The following is a 20,115-nucleotide window of genomic DNA, read 5'->3' as shown; positions in this document are numbered from 1 at the left end:
CCGGGTCGATCACCTGCGGCGGACTGGGAGCCATCGCGGGGGAGTTTGCGGGTCGGGTCACAGCCAGCCGCGGTCCACCGCGATGCGCACGGCGTCGTGACGGTTGTCGGCCTCGGTCTTGCCGATCGCCGAGGACAGGTGGTTCCGCACCGTCCCGTCCGAGAGGTGCAGCCTCTGGGCGAGCTTCCGAGTGGTCCCGCCCTCGCGGGCCGCGCGCAGCACCTCGCGCTCCCGCTCGGTCAGCGGGTTGATGCCGCCGGCCAGGGAGTCGGCCGCGAGCGCCGGGTCCACGACCCGCTCCCCCGCCGCCACGCGCCGCACCATCTGCGCCAGCTGTGCGGCCGGAGTGTCCTTGACGACGAAGCCGCAGGCACCGGCGTCCATCGCACGACGCAGGTACCCCGGCCGTCCGAAGGTGGTCACGATCAGACTCCGACACGGCGACCCCGAACTGCTCAGCTCACGGGCCACCTCGATCCCGTCGAGCCCGGGCATCTCGATGTCCAGCAGGGCCACATCCGGAGCATGCTCCCGCACCGCGTCCCGGACCTCGTCCCCGCGGCCGACCTCCGCGACGACCTCCAGGTCCGACTCGAGCGACAGCAGGGCCGCGAGCCCTCCGCGCACCAGATCCTGATCGTCGGCCAGCAGCAGCCGGATGGTCCCGGCCTCCCTTCCGTCCCGGACCGTCACAGCCGTACCTCGACTCTCGTCCCCGCCCCGTCGTTCCCGGGGCCGGCCTCGAGGCGTGCACCGGCGGCCTGGGCACGCTCCCGCAGACCGCGCAGCCCGTTGCCCGCGGCCGTCCCCGCATCGGCGGGCAGCCCGACGCCGTCGTCGCTGATGCTGATCCGTCCGGCCGTCAGCTCCACCCGGCACCTCTGCGCCCGAGCATGACGGAGCACATTGGTCACCGCCTCGCGCAGCGTCCACGCGAGCATCCGGTCCGGATCCGCGATCTCCGCCGGATCCGCCTCAGCGTCCAGGTCGAAATCCACGCCGGCGGCGTCGAGAGCCGAACGCACCGACTCGATCTCGGTCTCCAGCTCAGGCGTGCGCAGCCGTGTCACCGTGCTCCGGACCTGGCTCAGCGCCTCACGGGCGAGCTCGTCGATCTGCCGCAGCTCCCCACGGGCACGATCGGGATCGATGTCGATCAGCCGGTTCGCCAGCTGGGCCTTGATGGACAGGACGGTCAGGGAATGGCCCAGCACGTCGTGCACGTCCCGGGCGATCGCGTCTCGCTCCTGCGCCTGCCGCAGCTGATCACCGACCCGTCGATCCCGCTCCGCGTAGTGCTCGGTCATACGGATCACACAGATGAACAGGATTCCGATCCCGGGACCGGCCACGAGCCACCACGAGGGGAACTCCCAGACCAGGGCGACGAACAGCGTCGGCACCAGCCACAGGGCCACGCCGACGGGGATCCCGGATCGCGGGCGCTGGGTGAAGACCACCAGCGCGGCCAGGTACGGGGTCAGTCCGGCCACATAGGCCTCTGCGACGAGACCTATGAGTCCCACGAGCACCAGGAGCGCGGCCACCCCCGCCGCGAGCCGCGAGGCCCTCGGCCACCGTCCCCTCTCGGCGATCGGAACCCACCGGGCCATGAGCGACATATAGACCGCGACGAAGACCGCCATCATCAGGTAGCCGTAGACTCTGGGACCCCAGTCGTCCTGGACATAGTGGATGCCGATCACCACCGGGAGCAGGAAGATCAGCCAGACCGCGGCGTACACCATGCCCAGCCGATCGGCGCGCGGCTCCTCATCGATCTCGGTCGTCGGGCTCATGACCCTCCCCTCGTCTGCGGCCGCCGCTCTCATCGTCGCATGGTGGCCCGGCGACCCAGCAGCAGGCACAGCACTCCGAAGACCAACGCCCATGCGGCGACGTTGAGCAGGATGCCCCAGAGCGGATCGGTGTACTGCGCACCGGCCATCGTGACCCCGTCCCCGTCGGTCAGCGGGTAGCGGGCCAGTGCAACGGTCCCGTACATCGGAGTGAAGCGGGCGAAGTCGAGCAGCGCACCGTCCAGGGGGGCGAACGCGTTGCCGAGGAAGCCGAGGATCACCAGGAACCCGGAGGCCGCACCGACGGCGGCGTCGGACCGGAAGGCCAGCCCGGCGACCAGCCCGTAGAGGGCGAACGGCAGCGACCCCACCACGGTGAGGGCCGCGGTCTGCCACCACACCGCTGCGGACATCTCCGCGGTGGTGAACAGGCCAACCACGTTGAGCACGAGCACCGCGCATGCGGCCATGATCAGCGCGGTCACCGTCTTGGAGACCACGTACATCCCATGCGGCAGCGACGTCATCGCCAGCTGACGACCCCAGCCCTGCTGCAGCTCGACGGCGGCGGCGCCGGCCAGCGACGTCGTCGCCATCGCCGCACCGTAGGAGGCCATGGCGATCATGGTCCACGCGCTGACGTTGCCGTCTCCGATGGACTCATCCGCCCACCCGGTGTTCACGCCGAAGAAGATGTAGAGCGCGGTGGGCAGCATGATCACGAAGAACGAGTTGCCCACGTTCCGCAGGTTCCGCCAGAAGTCCATGGCCATGAAGGTGATGAGGCTCATCGCTGGGTCTCCTTCGTCGTCTCAGCCCCGGTCAGCGTCATGAACGCCTCTTCGAGGGATGCCTGGGTCACGGTGATGCCGTAGGCGTCGGTGCGGGTCAGCAGGTGCCGGGCCAGCGTGTCGGCGTCGTCGGTGCGCATCCGCACCTGGGTGCCGATCACCTCGGAGGAGGCGACTGCGGGAAGTCCGTCGAGCTGCTCCGCCGTGGGAGACCAGGTGACGGTGACATGGGCCGAGGCGGCCTGCGCCCTCACCTCGTCCGTCGGCCCGTCGGCGATGATGCGACCGGCACCCATCAGCACGGTGCGCCGAGCGAACTGCTCGGCCTCCTCCAGATAGTGGGTGGCGAAGAGGACCGTGGTCCCGGCGTCCGCCTGGGCGTGCATGCGCTGCCAGAACTCATGCCGGGCGGAGACGTCCATGCCTGCGGTCGGCTCATCGAGGATCAGCAGAGCGGGATCCGGCAGGAGGGCGAGCGCGAACTTCACCCGCTGCTGCTCACCTCCCGAGCATTTGCCCACACGACGGCCGGCGATGCCGGTCAGCCCCGCCGTGTCCATGACCTGCTCGACCGGCGTGTGGTGCCGGTGCAGGGCGGCGATCATCCGGACCGTCTCGGCGACGGTGAGGTCGGGCAGGAGTCCCCCGGTCTGGAGCAGAGCTCCGACGCGGCTTCCCTGCACGGCCCGCTTCGGAGTGATCCCGTCGACGCGGATGCTGCCGCGCTCGGGGGTGTTGAGACCCAGGACCATGTCCAGCAGGGTGGTCTTCCCCGCCCCGTTCGGTCCTAGGACGGCGACGACCTCCCCCGGCTCCACGGTCAGTGAGACGTCGTCCACGGCGACGATCCGGCCCCCGGCCCCGTGGAAGCTGCGGGTGACCGAGTCGACGGCGACCATCGGTGGACGATCCGAGGTGTGCGGTGTGATGTCCATGGCTCAAGTCTCCGCCACAGAGTCGACCCGTCCCCATACCCTGTGTCACGGGACGGCCATGACGAATGTCAGGGGGCCAGCAGCTCCGGTGACAGGTTCAGCACGCGCAGCCGTGCATGGGACCGGATGTCCTCATCGCTCAGCGCGGCCACCGCCTCGGCGAGGTCCTCGGACTCCACCCCTCCGCGAGGCAGCGAGCTGGAGAGCGGACCGTCGGTGAGGGGCACATCGATCATCGTCACCGAGGCCGGGGTCAGCGGGATGAACCGGCTGCGGTCGATGATCCCCATCGACTCGAAGAGCACGCGCAGCGCGGCACCGTGGGACACGGCCACCGCGGTGCGGACCCCGAAGCTCAGGTCCGGGGATTCGGTCGGCTCGACGGCGGCGGTCTGCCGGACGATCTCGCAGAACGCCCGGCCCATCCGCTCGGCCAGGGCCTCCTGGGTCTCTCCGCCTTCGGGGGTGAAGCCGCCGGAGCGCCAGGCGGCGAAGTTCTGCGGGGAGGCGTCGCGGACCTCGGCCGCGTAGGCGCCCTCCCAGACCCCGAGGTTCTGCTCCCTCAGCTCGTCCCACACCTGCGGCGGGGTCTCCAACCCCGCCGCCCCGAGACCGAACTCCTCATAGGTCTGCTGGGTGCGGACCAGAGAGGAGACGTGACCGAGCCGCGGGCTCTGCGCGCGGACGAAGGCGCCCGTGGCCGCGGCCTGGCGCCGCCCGCTCTCCGCCAGGGGGATGTCCGAGTGGCCCTGCAGCCGGTGGTCGCGGTTCCAGTCGGTCTCGCCGTGACGGCAGAGAATCACGCGGATCATGGGCCGGGGTCCCTTTCGACGGGCGGTCGCACGGATGGTGCACGGACGGTGGACGAACGGTGGACGGGTGTCGCAGTTCATCGTGTCACAGGCCGGTGCCATGCTGGGCCCATGGAGTTCTTGACGTTCGCCCTCGGTGCTCTGATCGGCCTGATCCTCGGCGCGGCCCTCGCCCTGCTGGCCCTGCGACGGTCACGGACCGCGGGTCCGGATCCGCAGGAGGTGGCCGGACTGCGCGAACGGCTGGCCGCCTCGGAGGCGGAGGTTCGGCTACTGACGTCTCAGCGGGACTCCGAGGACGCGGCCGAGGCCGAGCGGGACGCTGAGCGGGAATCGCTGATCGAGATGCTCATCCCGGTGCGTCAGTCCCTGGCGACGATGCAGCAGCAGATGCAGTCCATGGAGCGGGACCGGGTCGCCCAGCACAGCGCGCTGGCGGAGCAGCTGAGCACCGCGGCGAAGTCGGACCAGCTGATCATCGAGTCGACCCGCGCCCTGATGGGCAGCCTACACTCGACCTCCGCCCGCGGCCACTGGGGCGAGGTGCAGCTGCGCAGAGTCGTCGAAGCCGCCGGCATGCTCCCCCACGTCGACTTCGTCGAGCAGCACACGGGCACCGACGTCGACGGGGCCACGCTGCGCCCGGACCTGGTGGTCCACCTCCCCGGGGAGCGCCAGCTGGTGCTCGACGCCAAGGCCCCGCTGGCACCGGACGACGCCTTCGCCCAGGCGAAGGCCCTGCGGTCCCGGGTCGAGGAGCTGGCGCGGAAGCGCTACTGGGAGGCGGTCGACCTGTCTCCCGAGGTGGTGCTGTGCTTCGTTCCCGCCGAGTCGCTGCTGTCCTCGGCCCTGGAGGCGGATCCGGGTCTGCTGGACCACGCCATGACGCGCGGGGTCAGCCTCGTCTCGCCGGCTTCGCTGCTGGCCGCCCTCAAGGCGGTGGCGGCGGCGTGGCGGCACGAACGGATGGCGCAGAACGCCGGTGCGGTGGTGGAGGCCTCCCGGGTGCTGCATCAGCGTCTGAGCACCCTCGGCGGGCATCTGGACCAGCTGGGACGTGCCCTGGGCCGTTCGGTGGAGCAGTACAACAGGCTCGTGGGCTCCCTGGAGCGCAGCGTCTTCCCGCAGGTGGAGCGGATGCGTGCGCTCGAGGTCCGCGCCGCGTCCGACGGGAGTGAGGACGAGAGCACCGACGACGACGACACGGGTGAGGCCCCGCCCTCGCGCCTGATCGACGCCGAGGTGCGGGGCCTCACCCGTGAGGAGCTGTCGGTCAGAAGCTCAGACCGAACACCCACACCAGCAGAGTCATCGAAGCCATGGTGATGACAACCACGGCGACGAGGTTCAGCCAGATGCCGCCGCGCACCATCTGACCGATGGTCACATAGCCGGAGCCGTAGGCGATCGCGTTCGGCGGGGTCGCCACCGGCAGCATGAAGGCGCAGGTCGCGGCCAGCGCCACGGGGGCCGCCAGCATCAGCGGCTCCACTCCGGTTCCCATCGCCACACCGGAGGCGACCGGAAGGAAGGTCGCGGCGGTGGCCGTGTTCGAGGTCATCTCGGTCAGCAGCAGGATGCCTGCGGCGGCGACGAGCACCAGCACCCACAGCGGCACGCCGGCCAGACCCTCCACCTGGGTTCCGAGCCACTCGGACAGACCCGAGCCGGAGAACTGGCTGGACAGCGCCAGCCCGCCGCCGAAGAGCAGCAGCACGCCCCAGGGCAGCTTGGCCGCGGTCTCCCAGTCGAGCAGGCGGACCCCCTTGGCGGCTCCGCCGGGGAGCAGGAACAGAAGGGCCGCGACGGCCATGGCGATTCCGGCGTCGGAGATGAACGGGTCCTCGAGACCCATCAGGTACTCGGAGATCAGCGGGATGAACACCCAGGACAGCGCGGCCAGCACGAAGACGGCCAGCACCCGCTTCTCGCCGCTGCTCATGGGGCCGAGCTTGTCCAGTTCGCCGCGGATCAGGTCCGCGCCGCCGGGGACCTCCTTGATCTCCGGGCGGAAGAGGACCTTGGTGAGCAGGAACCAGGTCGCGATGAGCATGATGATCGCGATCGGCACGCCGACCAGCATCCACTGGCCGAAGCCGATGTTCATGTCGTGCTCCGAGGCCATGTGACCGGCCAGGAGCGTGTTGGGCGGCGTGCCGATGATGGTGCCGACCGAGCCGACGGAGGCGGCGTAGGCGATGCCGAGCATCAGGGCGGTGCCGAAGTTCGACTTCACCGGCTGCTGGGTGGTGACCTCTTCGCCGGAGGCTTCGGCGTCGCCGGTCTCCGCGTCCCCGTCCTCAACGCTCCGATCAGCGTCGGACCCGCCTTCGAGGTCCTGGCCCTCCTCCTTCATCACCCGGTTGACCAGCATGAGGACGGAGACGCCGATGGGCAGCATCATCACCGCAGTGGCAGTGTTGGAGACCCACATGGAGATGAATCCGGTGGCGATCATGAACCCGGCGATGAGGTTGACCGGCTTCGATCCCATCAGTCGCAGCGTGCCCAGCGCGATCCGCCGGTGCAGGTTCCAGCGCTGCATGGCCAGGGCGAGCATGAACCCGCCCATGAACAGGAAGATGATGTTGTTGCCGTAGGAGGCCCCGATGTCGTCGACGGCGACGCCGGCCCCCTCCTCGGTCTCTGCGGCCGGCACTAAGACCGGGAAGATGACCAGCGGCAGCAGCGCCGTGGCGGGGATCGGAATCGCTTCGGTCATCCACCACACGGCCATCAGTACTGCGGTGGCGGCGGTCAGCCGGGGCCAGACGTCGAGGTCCCCCGGCATGAGGGTGAAGATCAGCAGCGCGCCGAGCACGCCGCCGAGCAGCCCGATGATCCGCCGGATCAGGGTGGTCCGGGCGGGGGGCTCGGAACGTGCGCCGTCGGAGAGCTCCCGCTCGTCCTCGGCCGCACGCCGACCCGGGTCATACTTCTTCAGGTGGTCACCGGTGACCCTGGACTTCCTCTGCGCCATCTCTGCTCCCCTCGCAGTGCTCCCTCGGTACGTGATACCGCGCACAGTCTACGGGAGGCCACCGCGGGGAGCGTGGCGGAGCGCGCAGGTCAGCGGCTGGAGCGCCGTCCGCCCCGACCGATGTCGTCGTTCGCCTCGACCTCCTGCAGGGCCTTGCGGATCTCCTTCGGCAGGGAGAACACGATGTCCTCCTCGGCGGTGACGATCTCCTCGACGTCGCCGTAGCCGTACTCCTCGAGCAGGCGCAGCACCTCGGCGACCAGCACGTCCGGCACGGAGGCGCCGGAGGTCACGCCGATGGTCTGCGCATCCTCGAACCACGCCTCGTCGATCTGCGCGGCGAAGTCCACCCGCTCGGCGCGTGCGGCTCCGTACTCCAGCGCGACCTCCTTCAGCCGCACCGAGTTCGACGAGTTCGCCGAACCGACCACGATGACCAGGTCAGAGCCCGGGGCGACCTTCTTGATGGCGGCCTGACGGTTGGAGGTGGCGTAGCAGATGTCGTCGCTGGGCGGATCCTGCAGGTTGGGGAACCGCTCCTTCAGCCGAGTCACCGTCTCCATGGCTTCGTCCACCGAGAGGGTGGTCTGGGAGAGCCAGACGAGGCGGTCGGGGTCCTTCACCTCGATCTGGTCGACCTCCCAGGGGCCGTTGACGATCGTGGTGTGCGCGGGAGCCTCACCGTAGGTGCCCTCGACCTCCTCGTGGCCGTCGTGGCCGATGAGCAGGATCTCGTAGTCCTGCTTGGCGAAGCGCACCGCCTCCCGGTGGACCTTCGTCACCAGGGGGCAGGTGGCGTCGATGGTCTGCAGGCCGCGCTCCTCGGCGATCTCCTTCACCGCCGGGGAGACCCCGTGGGCGGAGAAGACGACGAGTGCGCCCTCGGGCACCTCATCGGCCTCCTCGACGAAGACCACGCCCCGTTCGGTCAGCGTCTCCACCACGTGGCGGTTGTGCACGATCTCCTTGCGGACGTAGACCGGCGGGCCGTACCGCTCCAGGGCCTTCTCCACCGCGACGACGGCCCGGTCCACACCGGCGCAGTAGCCCCGCGGCGCGGCCAGCAGGACCTTCCGGTCCCCGGAGAACGTGGAGGCCGCGGCGACCTCCTCGGGGGAGCGTCGCTTCGGCGGGACGATCGGCGTCGGGATCGACACATGCTTGGGGCGTGCGGGGGCGTCCGACGTCGCAGGGGTAGTCATGCGCCCGATTCTACCGGCCGGTCGGGGTCGCCTGCAGGCCGTCCGCAGACCGGGCCCGCCGCGAACCACCCTGCGGACCTCCCTGCGGACCTCCCTGCGCACCGCCGGTCAGACCCTGGCCAGGTGCGCGTGCTCAGGGTCGGTGGGGACCTGCGCCGTCCGGCGACGGCGACGCCGCTCAGACCCGCGTCCGGGGCTCAGCGCCGCACCGAGCAGCCCCACCACCACGACGACGGCCCCGGTCCCCAGGAAGATCCACCAGGCCGGCTGTGCCCACTGACGGAAGCCGGTCTCGACGTGGCCGAGGATCGCCGCGGCCGCCTCAGAGAGCTCGGGCGGACGGTCGAACTGCGGGGAGGCCGGCACCAGGCCGAACCAGAGGCCCAGGGCGGCGGTCAGCAGGCCGGCTGAGGTGAGTCCGATCCACCGGATGCGACCCCGACCGACGACCGCCCCGAGCACCAGCAGGACCGCGGAGCCGAGCGCGTAGGCCGGCCAGAACCCGCTCAGCTGGGCCACCGTCGCCCAGGTGTAGGGGTCGGCGTCCTCGTCGAGTCCGGCGTCGAGGTCCACCACCACCTCGGGAGCCAGCCCGTCGAAGCTGGACTCATCCACCCCCGGCAGCCACCCCAAGCCCGAGGAGAGGTCCTCGCGCAGCTGCGAGGTCATCGCCTCCACCACGGGGCTCAGGTCGACCCGGAGGTCCATGTCCTGCGCCCCTCCGCCGTCGGCGAAGATCCGCTCGAGCCGGACGGCGACGTCGCCGCGGGTGTCCTGCAGCACCTCGTCCCAGGCGGCGTCGGTCTCGGCGGAGTCCAGCATCGAGGCCACCGTGCTGCGCACGGCCCCGTCGATCCCGCCCGGCAGGGAGACCGGCAGCTGCTCGTCGACCTCCTCGACGACGAGGTCGCCGGCGGCCTCGCCGAAGTCGGACTGCGCGGGGATGTCCCCGGCGATCTCACGGATCGGCTCCTCGTCGTGCAGCAGGGCGTCCACCTGGTGTCCGGCCAGCGCGGCCGCGGCCAGCACGGCGGCGGCGAGCAGACTCAGGACGCTGAGCAGGTGGCGCATGGACCCGTCCTTACCTGTGGAGATCACCGACCGCGCCGGACGGTCATGAGTAGAGTTGTCGGACAGAGGCCGCGACAGCAGCCGAGGATACCGGGCCGACCTGTACGGCCGGTGGGAGGGACCCCCGTTGGACGACGCCGAGACGCACCAGCCGCCGCGCTCCGCCCTGCCCGGATCCTCCGTCGAGACCACGGCTGAGAACCCCTGGCCGCTGAGCCACTTCTCCGGCAAGCTCAAGGCCCACATCGAGAGGGTCCCGGCCACCTGGGTCGAGGGGCAGCTCGTGGAGTTCACGGTGCGCCGCGGCAACGCCTGGATGACCCTGCGGGACCTGGAGCAGGAGGTCTCCTTCACCGCGGTGGCCTGGCGCCGTACCGCCTCGGCCATCGACGGGCTGGTCGCACCCGGTTCGCGCGTCGTCGCACAGGTCCGCCCCAACCTCTACGAGAAGTCCGGCCGTCTGTCCCTGGTGACCGAGCAGATGCGCCCCGTGGGCCTGGGCGACCTGCTCGCCCGTGTGGAGCAGCTGAAGAAGCAGCTCGCCGCGGAAGGGCTCTTCGCACCGGAGCGCAAGCGGCCGCTGCCGGTGCTGCCGGGGCGGATCGGGCTGATCACCGGCCGCGCCTCCGACGCGATGAAGGACATCCTCCGCAACACCCGGGCCCGGTGGGCCGCCGCCGAGTTCGAGGTCAGGGAGGTCGCGGTCCAAGGGGTCTCCGCACCCCAGGAGATCGTCGCCGCGCTGACGGAGCTCGATGCGGACCCCGGGGTGGACGTCATCGTCGTCGCCCGAGGCGGAGGGGCTCTGGAGGAGGTCGTGCTGCCGTTCTCCGACGAGCGGCTCGTCCGCGCGGTCGCCGAGGTGACGACCCCTGTGGTCTCGGCGATCGGCCATGAGGCCGACAGGCCCCTGCTCGACGAGGTCGCCGACGTCCGCGCGTCCACCCCGACCGGTGCCGCGAAGCTGCTGGTGGTCGAGGAGTCCCAGGAGCGTGAGGCCCTCGCCCAGGCGCGCTCCCGGATGTCGGCCGGCGTGGAGCGGCTGATCGGTCGGGAGCGCCAATGGCTGGACTCGGTGCGGTCGCGGCCCGTGATGGCCCGTCCGGAGACGATGGTCACCGTCCGCGCCGACGAACTCGCCGGACTGCGGCGACGCGCCCTGATCTCCATGGAGTCGCAGCTCAGCCGCGCCCACGACTGGGTCGAGGCCGCGCGCGCCCGAGTGACCGCGCTGTCGCCGCAGTCGACCCTCGACCGGGGCTACGCGGTGGTCCAGCAGCACGGACAGGGCGACGCCCTCGACGACGACGGCGCCCCGCGGACGCGGACCGGCTGGGAGATCGTCCGGGACGCCGACGAGGTCCCCGCCCGCGCACCGCTGCGGATCATGGTGGCCGAGGGCGAGCTGACCGCACGCGCGCTGCGGACCCTCGAGGGCTGAGAGCCCCCGAGCCGCCGAACCGAACCCGACCTGACCCCACCTGAGGAGAACGATGACCGAGGACCAGCCCGACGAGACCGGATTCGCCCCGATGCGCACCGACGACGTCGAGTCGATGAGCTACGAGCAGGCGCGTGAGGAGCTCGTCACCGTGGTGCAGCAGCTGGAGACCGGTGGCGTGCCGTTGGAGAGGTCGCTGGCGCTGTGGCAGCGCGGCGAAGCGCTGGCCGATCGCTGCGAACGGTGGCTCGACGGGGCGCGCTCACGTCTCGAGGAGGTCCGCCGTGACCTGGACTCCGCCGATTCCGACGCCGACGAGGCTGAGGGCGGGTCGGCGGGGCAGTAGCCTCAGCTGCTCAGCAGCCGTTCCCGCTCGGTCTCGACGTCAAACTCGGCCTCGGGCCACTCGAGCCCGAGGTCCGTCAGTGCGGCGATGAGCAGCTCCTGGATCGCCAGACGGGAGTACCACTTCCGGTCCGCCGGGACGATGTGCCAGGGTGCCCAGTCCTCGTCCGTCGCACCGATGACCTGCGCATAGGCGCGGCGATAGTCGTCGAAGTCCGCCCGCGCGTCGGCGTCGGAGGGGTGATACTTCCAGTGCTTCTCGGGACGGTCCAGCCGGGAGGCCAGCCGGTCGAGCTGCTCCTCGGGCGACAGGTGCAGGAAGACCTTGACGATGACGAATCCGAGCCGCGCCAGCTCGCGCTCGAACAGGCCGAGGGCCTCCGTGCGGCGCTCGACCTCGGCCTGCGGGTGGGATCCGGTCACCGCCGGGACCAGCACATCCTCGTAGTGGGACCGGTCGAAGACGCCGATCTCGCCCACCGCCGGGAGACGACGCATGATCCGTCGCAGATAGTGCTCCGACCGCTCCTGGGCGGTCGGAGCGCCGAAGCCGGTGACGGCGATCCCGAGCGGGTCCATGGACCCGACGACGTGCTTCACCGCTCCGCCCTTGCCGGAGGCGTCCATCCCCTGCAGGACGAGCAGCACGCGGGGGCCGCGCTCCAGTGCCGAGAGCCGTGACAGCGCCTCCTCGTCGACCAGCTCGCCCAGCCGCCGGGTCTCCCCCGGTGATCTCCGGGGCACGCGGGCGGCCAGATCCACCTCGAGCGCGCGCACCGCCTCGGGGTCTCCGGCGACCCGATGGGCCCACAGCAGCTCCTGCTGGTCGGCCAGGACCTCGGCACGGCGGGCGAGCCGCTTCCGGCCCTTCCGGCGACCGCCGTCGAAACCGCGGCGACGACGTGTGGAGATCGCATCGAGGTCCGGGGCCTCCCCCTCCGGTTCGGACTGCGAGGCCCGCCAGAGCCGTCGGGGATCTCCGTCGAAGGGCAGCCCCTCAGCGGCCTCGGCATGGATCCCGGCGCTCATCGGAGGACCTCAGACCCTGACTCGGGCGTGGGCGTCGCGGTAGGCGGCCAGGAAGTCGGAGATGCCTTCGATGGCCATCTCGAGCTCCTCCACCGCAGGGAGGGTGACCAGGCGGAAGTGCTGATCGTCGATCCAGTTGAAGGCCCGTCCGTGGGAGACCAGGATCTTCTGCTGCCGGAGCAGCTCGATGACGAACTTCTCATCGTTGGGGATCGGGTAGATCTCGGGGTCGAGACGGGGGAACAGGTAGAGGGCGCCGTCGGCCTGCTCCACGGTCACGCCCTCGATCTGGGAGAGCATGTGGTACGCCGTGCTGCGCTGCTCGTAGAGCCGACCGCCGGGCTCGATGAAGTCATTGATGGACTGGTACCCGCCCAGTGCGGTCTGGATGGCGTGCTGCGCCGGCACGTTCGGGCACATCCGCATGTTGGACAGCAGGGTCAGACCCTCGAGGTAGTTCTTCGCGCGCTGCTTGGGCCCCGACATGTAGATCCAGCCGGAGCGGAACCCGGCGACCCGCCAGGTCTTCGAGAGTCCGGAGAAGGTGATGGTGAACACGTCGTCGGAGAGGGTGCAGACGTTCACGTGCTCGGCGTCGTCGTAGGTGATCTTCTCGTAGATCTCGTCCGAGAGCAGGATGAGGTTGTGCCGGCGGGCGATGTCGACCAGCGCCTCCAGGATGTGCCGGGGGTACACCGCACCGGTGGGGTTGTTCGGGTTGATGATCACCAGCGCCTTGGTGCGGTCGGTGACCTTCGACTCGATCTCCTCCGGGTCCGGGTACCAGTGGTTCTCCTCGTCGCAGATGTAGTGGACCGCACGACCGCCGCAGAAGGTCGTCGACCCGGTCCACAGCGGATAGTCCGGAGCCGGGATGAGGACCTCGTCGCCGGGGTTGAGCATGGCCTGCAGCACCATGGTGATGAGTTCGGAGACGCCGTTGCCCAGGATCACGTCCTCGACGTCGGCGTCGGTCATCCCACGGGTCTGGTAGTACTGGGCGACCGCTGTGCGGGCGGTATAGATCCCCTGCGACTCCGAGTACCCCTGCGCCTGGGGCAGATTCTTGATCATGTCGACCAGGATCGAGTCGGGCGCCTCGAAGCCGAAGGGCGCCAGATTGCCGATGTTCAGCTTGGTGATCCTGTGCCCGGCCGCCTCCATCCGAGCCGCCTCATCGGCGATGGGGCCCCGCACGTCGTAGCGCACGCCGCGCAGCTTCTCGGACTGCAGGAAATCGCGGAATTGTTCCATGGCCCAATACTGCCTCATGACTTCGGCCGCGGGGAACATCATCGCTCGGACGCGCCGGATCAGTCCCACCCGTCGGGAGCGGCGATGATCTCCTCCTCCACGAGCCAGTACTCGGCGGCCTCCTCCGGTGCCAGCCCGTCAGGTCCGTCGAGCAGGCGCCTCATGAGGGTGAGGGCCTCCTGGTCGAGGGACTCCGACACCTCGGACGCGACGTCGGGGACGTCCTCGGCGATCGAGTCCTCCGCGACGGGTACGTACTGCTCGGTGGGGAACGCCCCGCGGGAGTCCTCGACCACGACGAGGGCGTAGTCGACGATCTGCGGGGACGAGGAGGAGACCACGACGCCGTCGAGCTCCGCGGTGATCAGCTGATCGATCAGGTCGTCCGGCTCGGCCGTCACGAGCTCGGAGGGGGTGCAGCCGTAGGCCTCCTCCAGCCGCTCCTCGAGGTCCGGCAGGGACTCGTCCACCCCGATGCTCAGCCCGTCGCAGGCATCGGCGAAGGACTCCGCGTCCTCCGCGCCGGAGGGGTCCACGCCCTGCAGCTCGGCGCCGACGCCGGTGATCACCAGGGCGCTGTCGAGCAGGCCGGCCGAGGGGTCGAGCAGACTCGCCCCGTCCAGCGCGTCGTCGATCAGGGTGGTGAGGTCCTCCGAGGTCACCGTCGCCGCCGCGGTGCCGCCGTCGGGTTCGGCCAGATCGGCGAAGTCCTCCGGTGCGACCTCCTCCGCCAGCGGGAGGGTGCGGGAGACGACGAGGTCGGCCGCGCCCTCAGACCCGTCGGCGAGACCCGCGGCCAGCGCCGCCGAGGAGCCCTCATCCACCTCGACCACCGACGGCGAATCCCGCGAGTTCAGCGCCAGGGAGTAGGCGTAGGCCACAGCCTGGTCGACCGGATCGGAGCCCACGCCGATCTGCCAGGCGTCCTCCGCCTCGTCACCGGTGGGCTCGGACCCCGACGGTGGTCCGCCGCAGGCGGTGAGGACGCAGGAGGACACGAACAGGGCCCCCGCCGTGCGCGCCGCCGCGGCCCGCACGGTCGCAGAGCCCGAAGAAGTCATGGCGGCCATTCTACGGCCGCGAATCGGCGACCTCACATGCTCAGCCGGTGCCGTAGGCTGGTGAGGATGACCGGTGAATCAGCAGACCCCCAGGTGGAGATGCCCGGCACAGCGGCTCTGGCCACACGTCTGAAGGCGCTGCTGCACGCTCCGCAGGTCACCGAAGCCTCGGCCGAGACCGCACGCGGGTGGATCGATCTGGCCTATGAGGCGGCCTACGGCGAGCGCTACGCCGCCGCGGCCGATGCGGCGCGGGCCGGGCTGCGGGCCCCGGGCGCGCAGGATCCGGAGAACCGTCTGATGCTGCTGCGTGTGCTCTCCGGCGTCCACGAGATGCGCGGAGACCCCGAGGCGGCGGCCCCGGTGCTGACCGAGCGTCTGGCCCTGCTCCGCGAGATGGGTCGCACCCGCCAGGCACGCGTCGAGGAGGACCTCGGATCGATGCTCCTGCGCGAGCCCGACTCCGTCGAGGGCGAGATCCTCGCCCGCGTGGCCGAGGAGCTGCGGAGCGAGGACGCCGAGACCGGGTCCTCCGGCAGCCTGGAGCTGGCCGACGTGCTGTCCTCCCTGGCGGTGCGCACGCTGCACGACTCCGGTCCGGAGTCCACGCTGCCTCTGGTCCGTGAGAGCTGCGAGATCCTGCAGGCCCACCGACGCCAGGAGGCGCTGGCCGGAGCACGGATGTTCCTGGCCCACACCCTGCTGCTGGCCGGTGAGTCCGAGGAGTCGCTCAGCGTCGCCGAGTCGGTGCTCGCCGGACCGGCCAACCGTGCGGTGCGCGGTGCCATGCAGATGCTGCGCGCCACCGTCCACCATGGTGAGGACCGGACGCTCGAGGCCCTCGACGAGGCCGTCGCCGCGGCCGAGCTGTACGCCGCCAGCGGCGTGCGCCGCGGATCGGCGTCGGCCGCCGCGCTCGTGGCGGGACTGGCCTCCGGGGTCGATGAGGACGAGGCGGCCGTGCTCGCCTGGCGCGTGGCGGTGCAGCAGGCCGAGCTCGGCGAGTTCCCCGAGGCCGCGGTGCTCTCCCTGGCCCTGGGCCAGCAGCTGCTGGAGATCGACGAGTACCGGGAGGCCGAGCAGGTGCTGGACCGCATCGCCTCCCGAGGTGCCGGACAGGATGACGCCTCCACCCGCGGGAAGGCGCTCATGGGGCTGGGCCACGCTGTGGCCCAGCAGAAGCGGCCCACCGAGGCTCTCGAGCATTGGCGCGAGGCCGCGGAGATCTTCCTCGGCGACGACGAGCCCGACGAGGCGGCCCGGGCGCATCTGGCGGCCGGGGCGCTCTCGGCGTCGTTGGACAAGCTCGACGCCGCACGGCGGCACTATGAGATGGGGCTCGAGCTGGCAGAACAGTCCGACGACGATCCGGCCGTGCTCGTGCAGGCCCTCCACTCGCTGGGCCATCTGCTCACCCGCGAGGGCGAGGCCGAAGGTACCCCGCACCTGGAACGGGCCCTGTCGCTGGCCCGCGACCACGGCACCGACTGGCTGGTCGCCGACATCACCGACTCCATCGCCCGCGGACTGGTGGCCATGGGCAGCGGCACCCAGGCGGTGGCCCGCGCCCTGGACGCCGCGGACCTCTTCCGTGCGGCCGAGGACGTCCGCTCCGGGGCGAACTCGGAGATCTTCGCCGGCAAGGTGCTGCTGCAGATGGGACGCGCCGACGAGGCCGAGGCGATCCTGCGGATGGCGGTCTCCGAAGTCGGCGGTGAGCACGATCTGGTGGCCGAGGCCCTCGAGGCTCGGATCGACGCCCTGATGCGTCAGGACAAGGCGGAGGAGGCGGCCCGCCTGCGGCGTGACCTCACCCGGCTCAAGCGGCGCGGCGAGGCGTGATGGACCGCCCGCTCCGTCGGGGCGCGGTCAGTCGGCTGCCCGTACGGGCCCGTGTGCTGGCGTCGATGGTGCTGGTGTCCCTGCTGGTGCTGATCCTGGCCGGCGGTGCGGCCTACCTGCTGCAGCGCGTCGACACCCAACGAGGCATCGACGGCTCCCTGCAGCGGACGGCCGGTGAGTTCGTCCAGCTCGCCGAGACCGGCACGGACCCGCAGACCGGCGAGTCATGGAGCACCGCCGACCGACTCATCTACTCGGCGATGATGCAGACCATGCTCGCCGAGGACGAGTCGATGATCGCCGTGCGCGAGGGGGAGGTCACCTGGACGCCGCATCGGGACCAGCGCGTCCGACTCGACGAGGACCCGCAGCTGCTCGAGTGGGTCCAGGAGCAGACTCCCATCACCGAGCGGAGCATCCGCACCGTGCAGACCGACGAGACGACCTACCGGGCGGTGGTCCTGCCGGTGCTGATGCCCGAGGACGAGGCGGAGACCCTGTTCGTCGTCGCCGCCGACGTCGACGCGGCGATGGTCCCCCTCAACCGCACGTTCGGCACCTATGCGGCCGTCGGCGCGGCCGCGCTGGCGCTCGCCGCGCTCATCGGGTGGCTGACCGTCGGTCGGATGCTCACCCCGGTGCGGCGGCTGCGTGAGACCGCCCGGTCGATCACCGAGTCCGACGTCTCCCGGCGGATCGAGGTGACCACCCACGACGACCTGGGCGAGCTGACCACGACCGTCAACGCCATGCTGGACCGGGTGGAGTCGGCGGTGGTCTCCCAGCGGCGGCTGCTCGACGACGTCGGACACGAGCTGCGCACTCCTCTGACGATCGTGCGCGGCCATCTCGAACTCGTCGACCCGCGGGATCCCGACGACGTGGCCGCCGTGCGCGAGCTGGCCCTGGAGGAGCTCGACCGCATGGGACGCCTCGTCGAGGACATCCTCACCCTCGCCAAGGCCGAACGCACCGACTTCCTGTCGCCGGAGCCCACCGATGTCGCGGCCCTGACCCGGCAGGTGGCCGAGAACGCCGCACGTCTGGGGACGCGGAACTGGGTCGTTCAGGTGGGCACCGCGGCGACGGTCGCACTCGACTCCCAACGCATCACCCAGGCCTGGCTGCAGCTGGCCCAAAATGCGATCCGGTCCTCCCCCGACGGCTCCACCGTGGTGATCGGCTCCGCCGAAGAGGCGGACCCCTCCGGCGCCCGGGTCCTGCACCTGTGGGTCCAGGACGCCGGCACCGGGATCCCCGCCGCCGATCAGGAGCGGATCTTCACACGCTTCGCCCGGGGCGCCGGCGCGTCACGGGCCGAAGGGTCCGGGCTGGGGCTGAGCATCGTCTCCGCCATCGTCGCGGGGCACGGGGGCCGTGTGCGTCTGGACTCCGTGCCGGAGGCGGGCTCCCGGTTCACCATGGAGATCCCGCTGCCCGACGGCTCCGCCGCGACCGAGGACGGGACGGGCACGGACGGGGCGACCGAGGACGGGGCCGCCGCACATCCGACCACGACGGGGGCGAAACCCTGATGCACCGGATCCTGATCGTCGAGGACGAGGCCCGCATCGCGTCGTTCGTCGCCAAGGGACTGACCTCGGCCGGCTTCGACCCGCACACCGCAGCGACCGGACCGGAGGCGGTCGTCGCCCTGGCCAACGATCGCTTCGACCTGATGATCCTGGACCTGGGTCTGCCGGGCATGGACGGCTACCAGGTCCTGGAGCGGGTCCGCTCCTCCGGGGACCGCATGCCGGTCATCATCCTCACCGCGCGCTCGTCGGTGGAGGACACCGTCACGGGCCTGAGCTCCGGCGCCCAGGACTACATGGCGAAGCCGTTTCGGGTCGAGGAGCTCGTCGCCCGAGTCCGGCTGCGCCTGCCGGAGCCGGAGGCTCCGACCACGGAGAGCACCGGCCGCGGTGGGGACGTCGAACTCCCCGAAGCCCTGGAGCATGAGGGGGTGCGCCTCGACCTGCGGCTGCGGCGCGCCTGGGTCGACGACGCTCCCGTGGAGCTGTCCGCCAGGGAGTTCACCCTCGCCGAGGTGCTGCTCGAACATCCCCGGCAGGTGCTCTCCCGCGACCAGCTCCTCGACCTGGTGTGGGAGTCCACGGCGGTGACCTCCTCGAACGTCGTCGACGTCTACATCCGCTACCTCAGGAACAAGCTGGGCGCCGACCGCATCGTCACCGTCCGAGGGGCCGGGTATCGTCTGGCCACTGCGGAGGAGCTGGCTCGCGGCTGACCGGCCCCAGGATCGACTCCGCACAGTCCAGGCGGTGCTCGGCCTCCCGCGCCCACCCGGGACGGGCTCCGTCGCGCGCGCCGGCGACGAGGGACAGGGCGACGGCGGCGGAGCGCAGCCGCAGTCCGTGGGCGTCGACGGCCCCGGAGAACGCCGCGGCGAAGCGTGCGAAGGCCTCCGGCACGTGGATGTAGCGGGCGTCGACGGCCGGGAGCACGGCGAGGTGACCGAGGAAGCAGGCCAGGTCGTCGATCCTCCGTCCGGGGCCCAGGGAGTCGACGTCGAGCAGACTGCCGACCGCCTCCCCCTCCATGAGGATGTTGGCCTCGTAGAAGTCTCCGTGGGTGGGCACGAGCGGACCCGCCTCGGTGAGCGGGAGCTCGGCGGCGATCCGACCGGCCAGCACGCGGATCCGGTCGGCGCACTCCGGAAGGGCCGAGGAGGCCGCCGCCGCGTAGGCGGGCAGCCGGTCGGTCCATGAGGGCCGCTCCGAGAGGTCCATGACCTCCGCGGGCAGGCCGTCGAGCAGGTCGAGGAACAGCCCGGGATCCACCCCGGCGGCACCGTCGGCGAGGAAGGCCTCCGCCAGGGGGAGGCCGCCGCCGTCGGGCAGGGCGACGACCTCGGCCCGAGGCCCGCGGGCCGGGACGGGAACCGGCAGGCCGGCGGCGGCGAGCATGCGGTGACGGTGGTCGAGCCGGGCGGCCGCGCCGCGACGCAGGGCCTTCAGATAGAGGCGATCCCCGTCGTCGAACTCGGCGAGGATCACCGCGCGGCGCAGCGGACGGTAGCTCACCGTCTCCAGCCGTCGCAGCGCCCGACCCTCGCCCCACTCCGAGATGACTGCGGCCGGGTCGGCCGCCAGATGCAGTCCGGGCAGAGCAGGGTCCCCGGGGTGACGCCAGACGCTGAGCAGCCCGACCGGAGAGTCCACCACCACGACTCCGCCCGCACGGTCGTCCACCGGCTCGGTCGTGGCACCCAGGAAGAGTCGTTCGGCCTCGGCCCCCTCGGCCTCGACGCGGTAGATCCCGGTGACCCCGGCGCCCGGGCGGTGCTGGACGCTCTCGACCTGCAGCTGGGCCGCGGCGACGCCGAAGTCCCTCAGGGCCGTCCGGACCGGAGCGAAGACCGCGGAGGACTGGAGGAGGGCGAGCTGCTCGGACTCGAGCTGCCGCCTGTCCAGAGCCGCGACGACGCCGGGGTCTCCCGCACCGCCGACGGGGTCGTCGTCATCGGGCTGCGGCGCGGTGGAGTGCGGGTCGTCGAAGACGTCTCGTCCGAGCACGTGGTGGTCCGTCG

18 protein-coding genes are annotated in these 20,115 nt (G+C 71.2%); 6 read left to right on the top strand and 12 right to left on the bottom strand.

The window, feature by feature from the left end:
• Positions 1 to 57: 57 nt before the first annotated feature.
• From N7E59_RS02930 to N7E59_RS02910, 5 genes are all read right to left on the bottom strand, one after another.
• Positions 58 to 693 carry a response regulator transcription factor gene (locus N7E59_RS02930; protein ID WP_261623417.1) on the bottom strand — a complete coding sequence of 212 codons (636 nt, stop codon included), beginning with the start codon at positions 691 to 693 and terminating at the stop codon, positions 58 to 60.
• Positions 690 to 1,799: a sensor histidine kinase gene (locus N7E59_RS02925; RefSeq protein ID WP_261623416.1), complete on the bottom strand. Its 1,110-nt coding sequence runs from the start codon at positions 1,797 to 1,799 to the stop codon at positions 690 to 692. The genes N7E59_RS02930 and N7E59_RS02925 overlap by 4 nt, the downstream gene beginning before the upstream one ends.
• 29 nt (positions 1,800 to 1,828) lie before the next feature.
• Complete coding sequence (locus tag N7E59_RS02920; RefSeq protein ID WP_261623415.1) at positions 1,829 to 2,590, bottom strand: ABC transporter permease; 762 nt, start codon at positions 2,588 to 2,590, stop codon at positions 1,829 to 1,831.
• Positions 2,587 to 3,525, bottom strand: coding sequence for an ABC transporter ATP-binding protein (locus N7E59_RS02915; protein ID WP_261623414.1), 939 nt, complete (start codon positions 3,523 to 3,525; stop codon positions 2,587 to 2,589). Before N7E59_RS02915 ends, N7E59_RS02920 begins: the two co-directional genes overlap by 4 nt.
• A 68-nt stretch (positions 3,526 to 3,593) precedes the next feature.
• A complete protein-coding gene (locus N7E59_RS02910) occupies positions 3,594 to 4,337 on the bottom strand; it encodes a histidine phosphatase family protein (RefSeq protein ID WP_261623413.1) in 744 nt (247 codons plus the stop codon).
• A 111-nt stretch (positions 4,338 to 4,448) separates the two neighbouring features.
• On the opposite strand from N7E59_RS02910, the gene N7E59_RS02905 reads away from it, so the two are divergent.
• Positions 4,449 to 5,663, top strand: coding sequence for a DNA recombination protein RmuC (locus tag N7E59_RS02905; protein ID WP_261623412.1), 1,215 nt, complete (start codon positions 4,449 to 4,451; stop codon positions 5,661 to 5,663).
• Here N7E59_RS02905 and N7E59_RS02900 read toward each other — a convergent pair.
• The 3 genes from N7E59_RS02900 to N7E59_RS02890 form a co-directional block, all read right to left on the bottom strand.
• Complete coding sequence (locus N7E59_RS02900) at positions 5,611 to 7,317, bottom strand: SLC13 family permease (protein ID WP_261623411.1); 1,707 nt, start codon at positions 7,315 to 7,317, stop codon at positions 5,611 to 5,613. The genes N7E59_RS02905 and N7E59_RS02900 overlap by 53 nt on opposite strands.
• Before the next feature lie 89 nt (positions 7,318 to 7,406).
• Positions 7,407 to 8,519, bottom strand: a complete 1,113-nt coding sequence (locus N7E59_RS02895) for a 4-hydroxy-3-methylbut-2-enyl diphosphate reductase (RefSeq protein WP_261623410.1) — start codon at positions 8,517 to 8,519, stop codon at positions 7,407 to 7,409.
• 108 nt (positions 8,520 to 8,627) lie between these two features.
• Positions 8,628 to 9,590: a hypothetical protein gene (locus N7E59_RS02890; RefSeq protein ID WP_261623409.1), complete on the bottom strand. Its 963-nt coding sequence runs from the start codon at positions 9,588 to 9,590 to the stop codon at positions 8,628 to 8,630.
• A gap of 127 nt (positions 9,591 to 9,717) precedes the next feature.
• Here N7E59_RS02890 and xseA point away from each other — a divergent pair, with 127 nt between their 5' ends.
• Together xseA and N7E59_RS02880 are read left to right on the top strand one after the other, a co-directional pair.
• A complete protein-coding gene (xseA, locus tag N7E59_RS02885) occupies positions 9,718 to 11,031 on the top strand; it encodes an exodeoxyribonuclease VII large subunit (protein WP_261623408.1) in 1,314 nt (437 codons plus the stop codon).
• A 52-nt stretch (positions 11,032 to 11,083) separates the two neighbouring features.
• Entirely contained in the window at positions 11,084 to 11,377 is a 294-nt protein-coding gene (locus N7E59_RS02880) for an exodeoxyribonuclease VII small subunit (RefSeq protein ID WP_261623407.1), read from the top strand.
• A 2-nt stretch (positions 11,378 to 11,379) separates the two neighbouring features.
• Here the strand turns inward: N7E59_RS02880 and N7E59_RS02875 are convergent, their stop codons facing one another.
• From N7E59_RS02875 to N7E59_RS02865, 3 genes are read right to left on the bottom strand one after another with little or no spacing between them, the layout of a single operon-like run.
• A complete protein-coding gene (locus N7E59_RS02875) occupies positions 11,380 to 12,405 on the bottom strand; it encodes a PPK2 family polyphosphate kinase (protein ID WP_261623406.1) in 1,026 nt (341 codons plus the stop codon).
• A gap of 9 nt (positions 12,406 to 12,414) precedes the next feature.
• A complete protein-coding gene (locus tag N7E59_RS02870) occupies positions 12,415 to 13,659 on the bottom strand; it encodes a pyridoxal phosphate-dependent aminotransferase (RefSeq protein ID WP_261623405.1) in 1,245 nt (414 codons plus the stop codon).
• 59 nt (positions 13,660 to 13,718) lie between these two features.
• Positions 13,719 to 14,720: a glycine betaine ABC transporter substrate-binding protein gene (locus N7E59_RS02865; protein WP_261623404.1), complete on the bottom strand. Its 1,002-nt coding sequence runs from the start codon at positions 14,718 to 14,720 to the stop codon at positions 13,719 to 13,721.
• Positions 14,721 to 14,786: 66 nt separating this feature from the next.
• On the opposite strand from N7E59_RS02865, the gene N7E59_RS02860 reads away from it, so the two are divergent.
• The 3 genes from N7E59_RS02860 to N7E59_RS02850 are packed head-to-tail and all read left to right on the top strand — an operon-like array spanning position 14,787 to position 18,813.
• Positions 14,787 to 16,562 carry a tetratricopeptide repeat protein gene (locus N7E59_RS02860; protein ID WP_261623403.1) on the top strand — a complete coding sequence of 592 codons (1,776 nt, stop codon included), beginning with the start codon at positions 14,787 to 14,789 and terminating at the stop codon, positions 16,560 to 16,562.
• Entirely contained in the window at positions 16,562 to 18,097 is a 1,536-nt protein-coding gene (locus N7E59_RS02855; RefSeq protein ID WP_261623402.1) for a sensor histidine kinase, read from the top strand. Before N7E59_RS02860 ends, N7E59_RS02855 begins: the two co-directional genes overlap by 1 nt.
• Positions 18,097 to 18,813: a response regulator transcription factor gene (locus N7E59_RS02850; RefSeq protein WP_261623401.1), complete on the top strand. Its 717-nt coding sequence runs from the start codon at positions 18,097 to 18,099 to the stop codon at positions 18,811 to 18,813. The genes N7E59_RS02855 and N7E59_RS02850 overlap by 1 nt, the downstream gene beginning before the upstream one ends.
• Here N7E59_RS02850 and N7E59_RS02845 read toward each other — a convergent pair.
• Positions 18,755 to 20,101 (bottom strand): aminoglycoside phosphotransferase family protein, encoded by a 1,347-nt coding sequence (locus N7E59_RS02845; protein WP_261623400.1) that lies wholly within the window; start codon positions 20,099 to 20,101, stop codon positions 18,755 to 18,757. The genes N7E59_RS02850 and N7E59_RS02845 overlap by 59 nt on opposite strands.
• Between the last annotated feature and the right edge of the window lie 14 nt (positions 20,102 to 20,115).

The organism is Nesterenkonia marinintestina (genome assembly GCF_025420485.1).
Taxonomy (GTDB): domain Bacteria; phylum Actinomycetota; class Actinomycetes; order Actinomycetales; family Micrococcaceae; genus Nesterenkonia; species Nesterenkonia marinintestina.
Note: the sequence above shows the minus strand (reverse complement) of the source record. Positions and strands in the feature narration are given on the sequence as shown.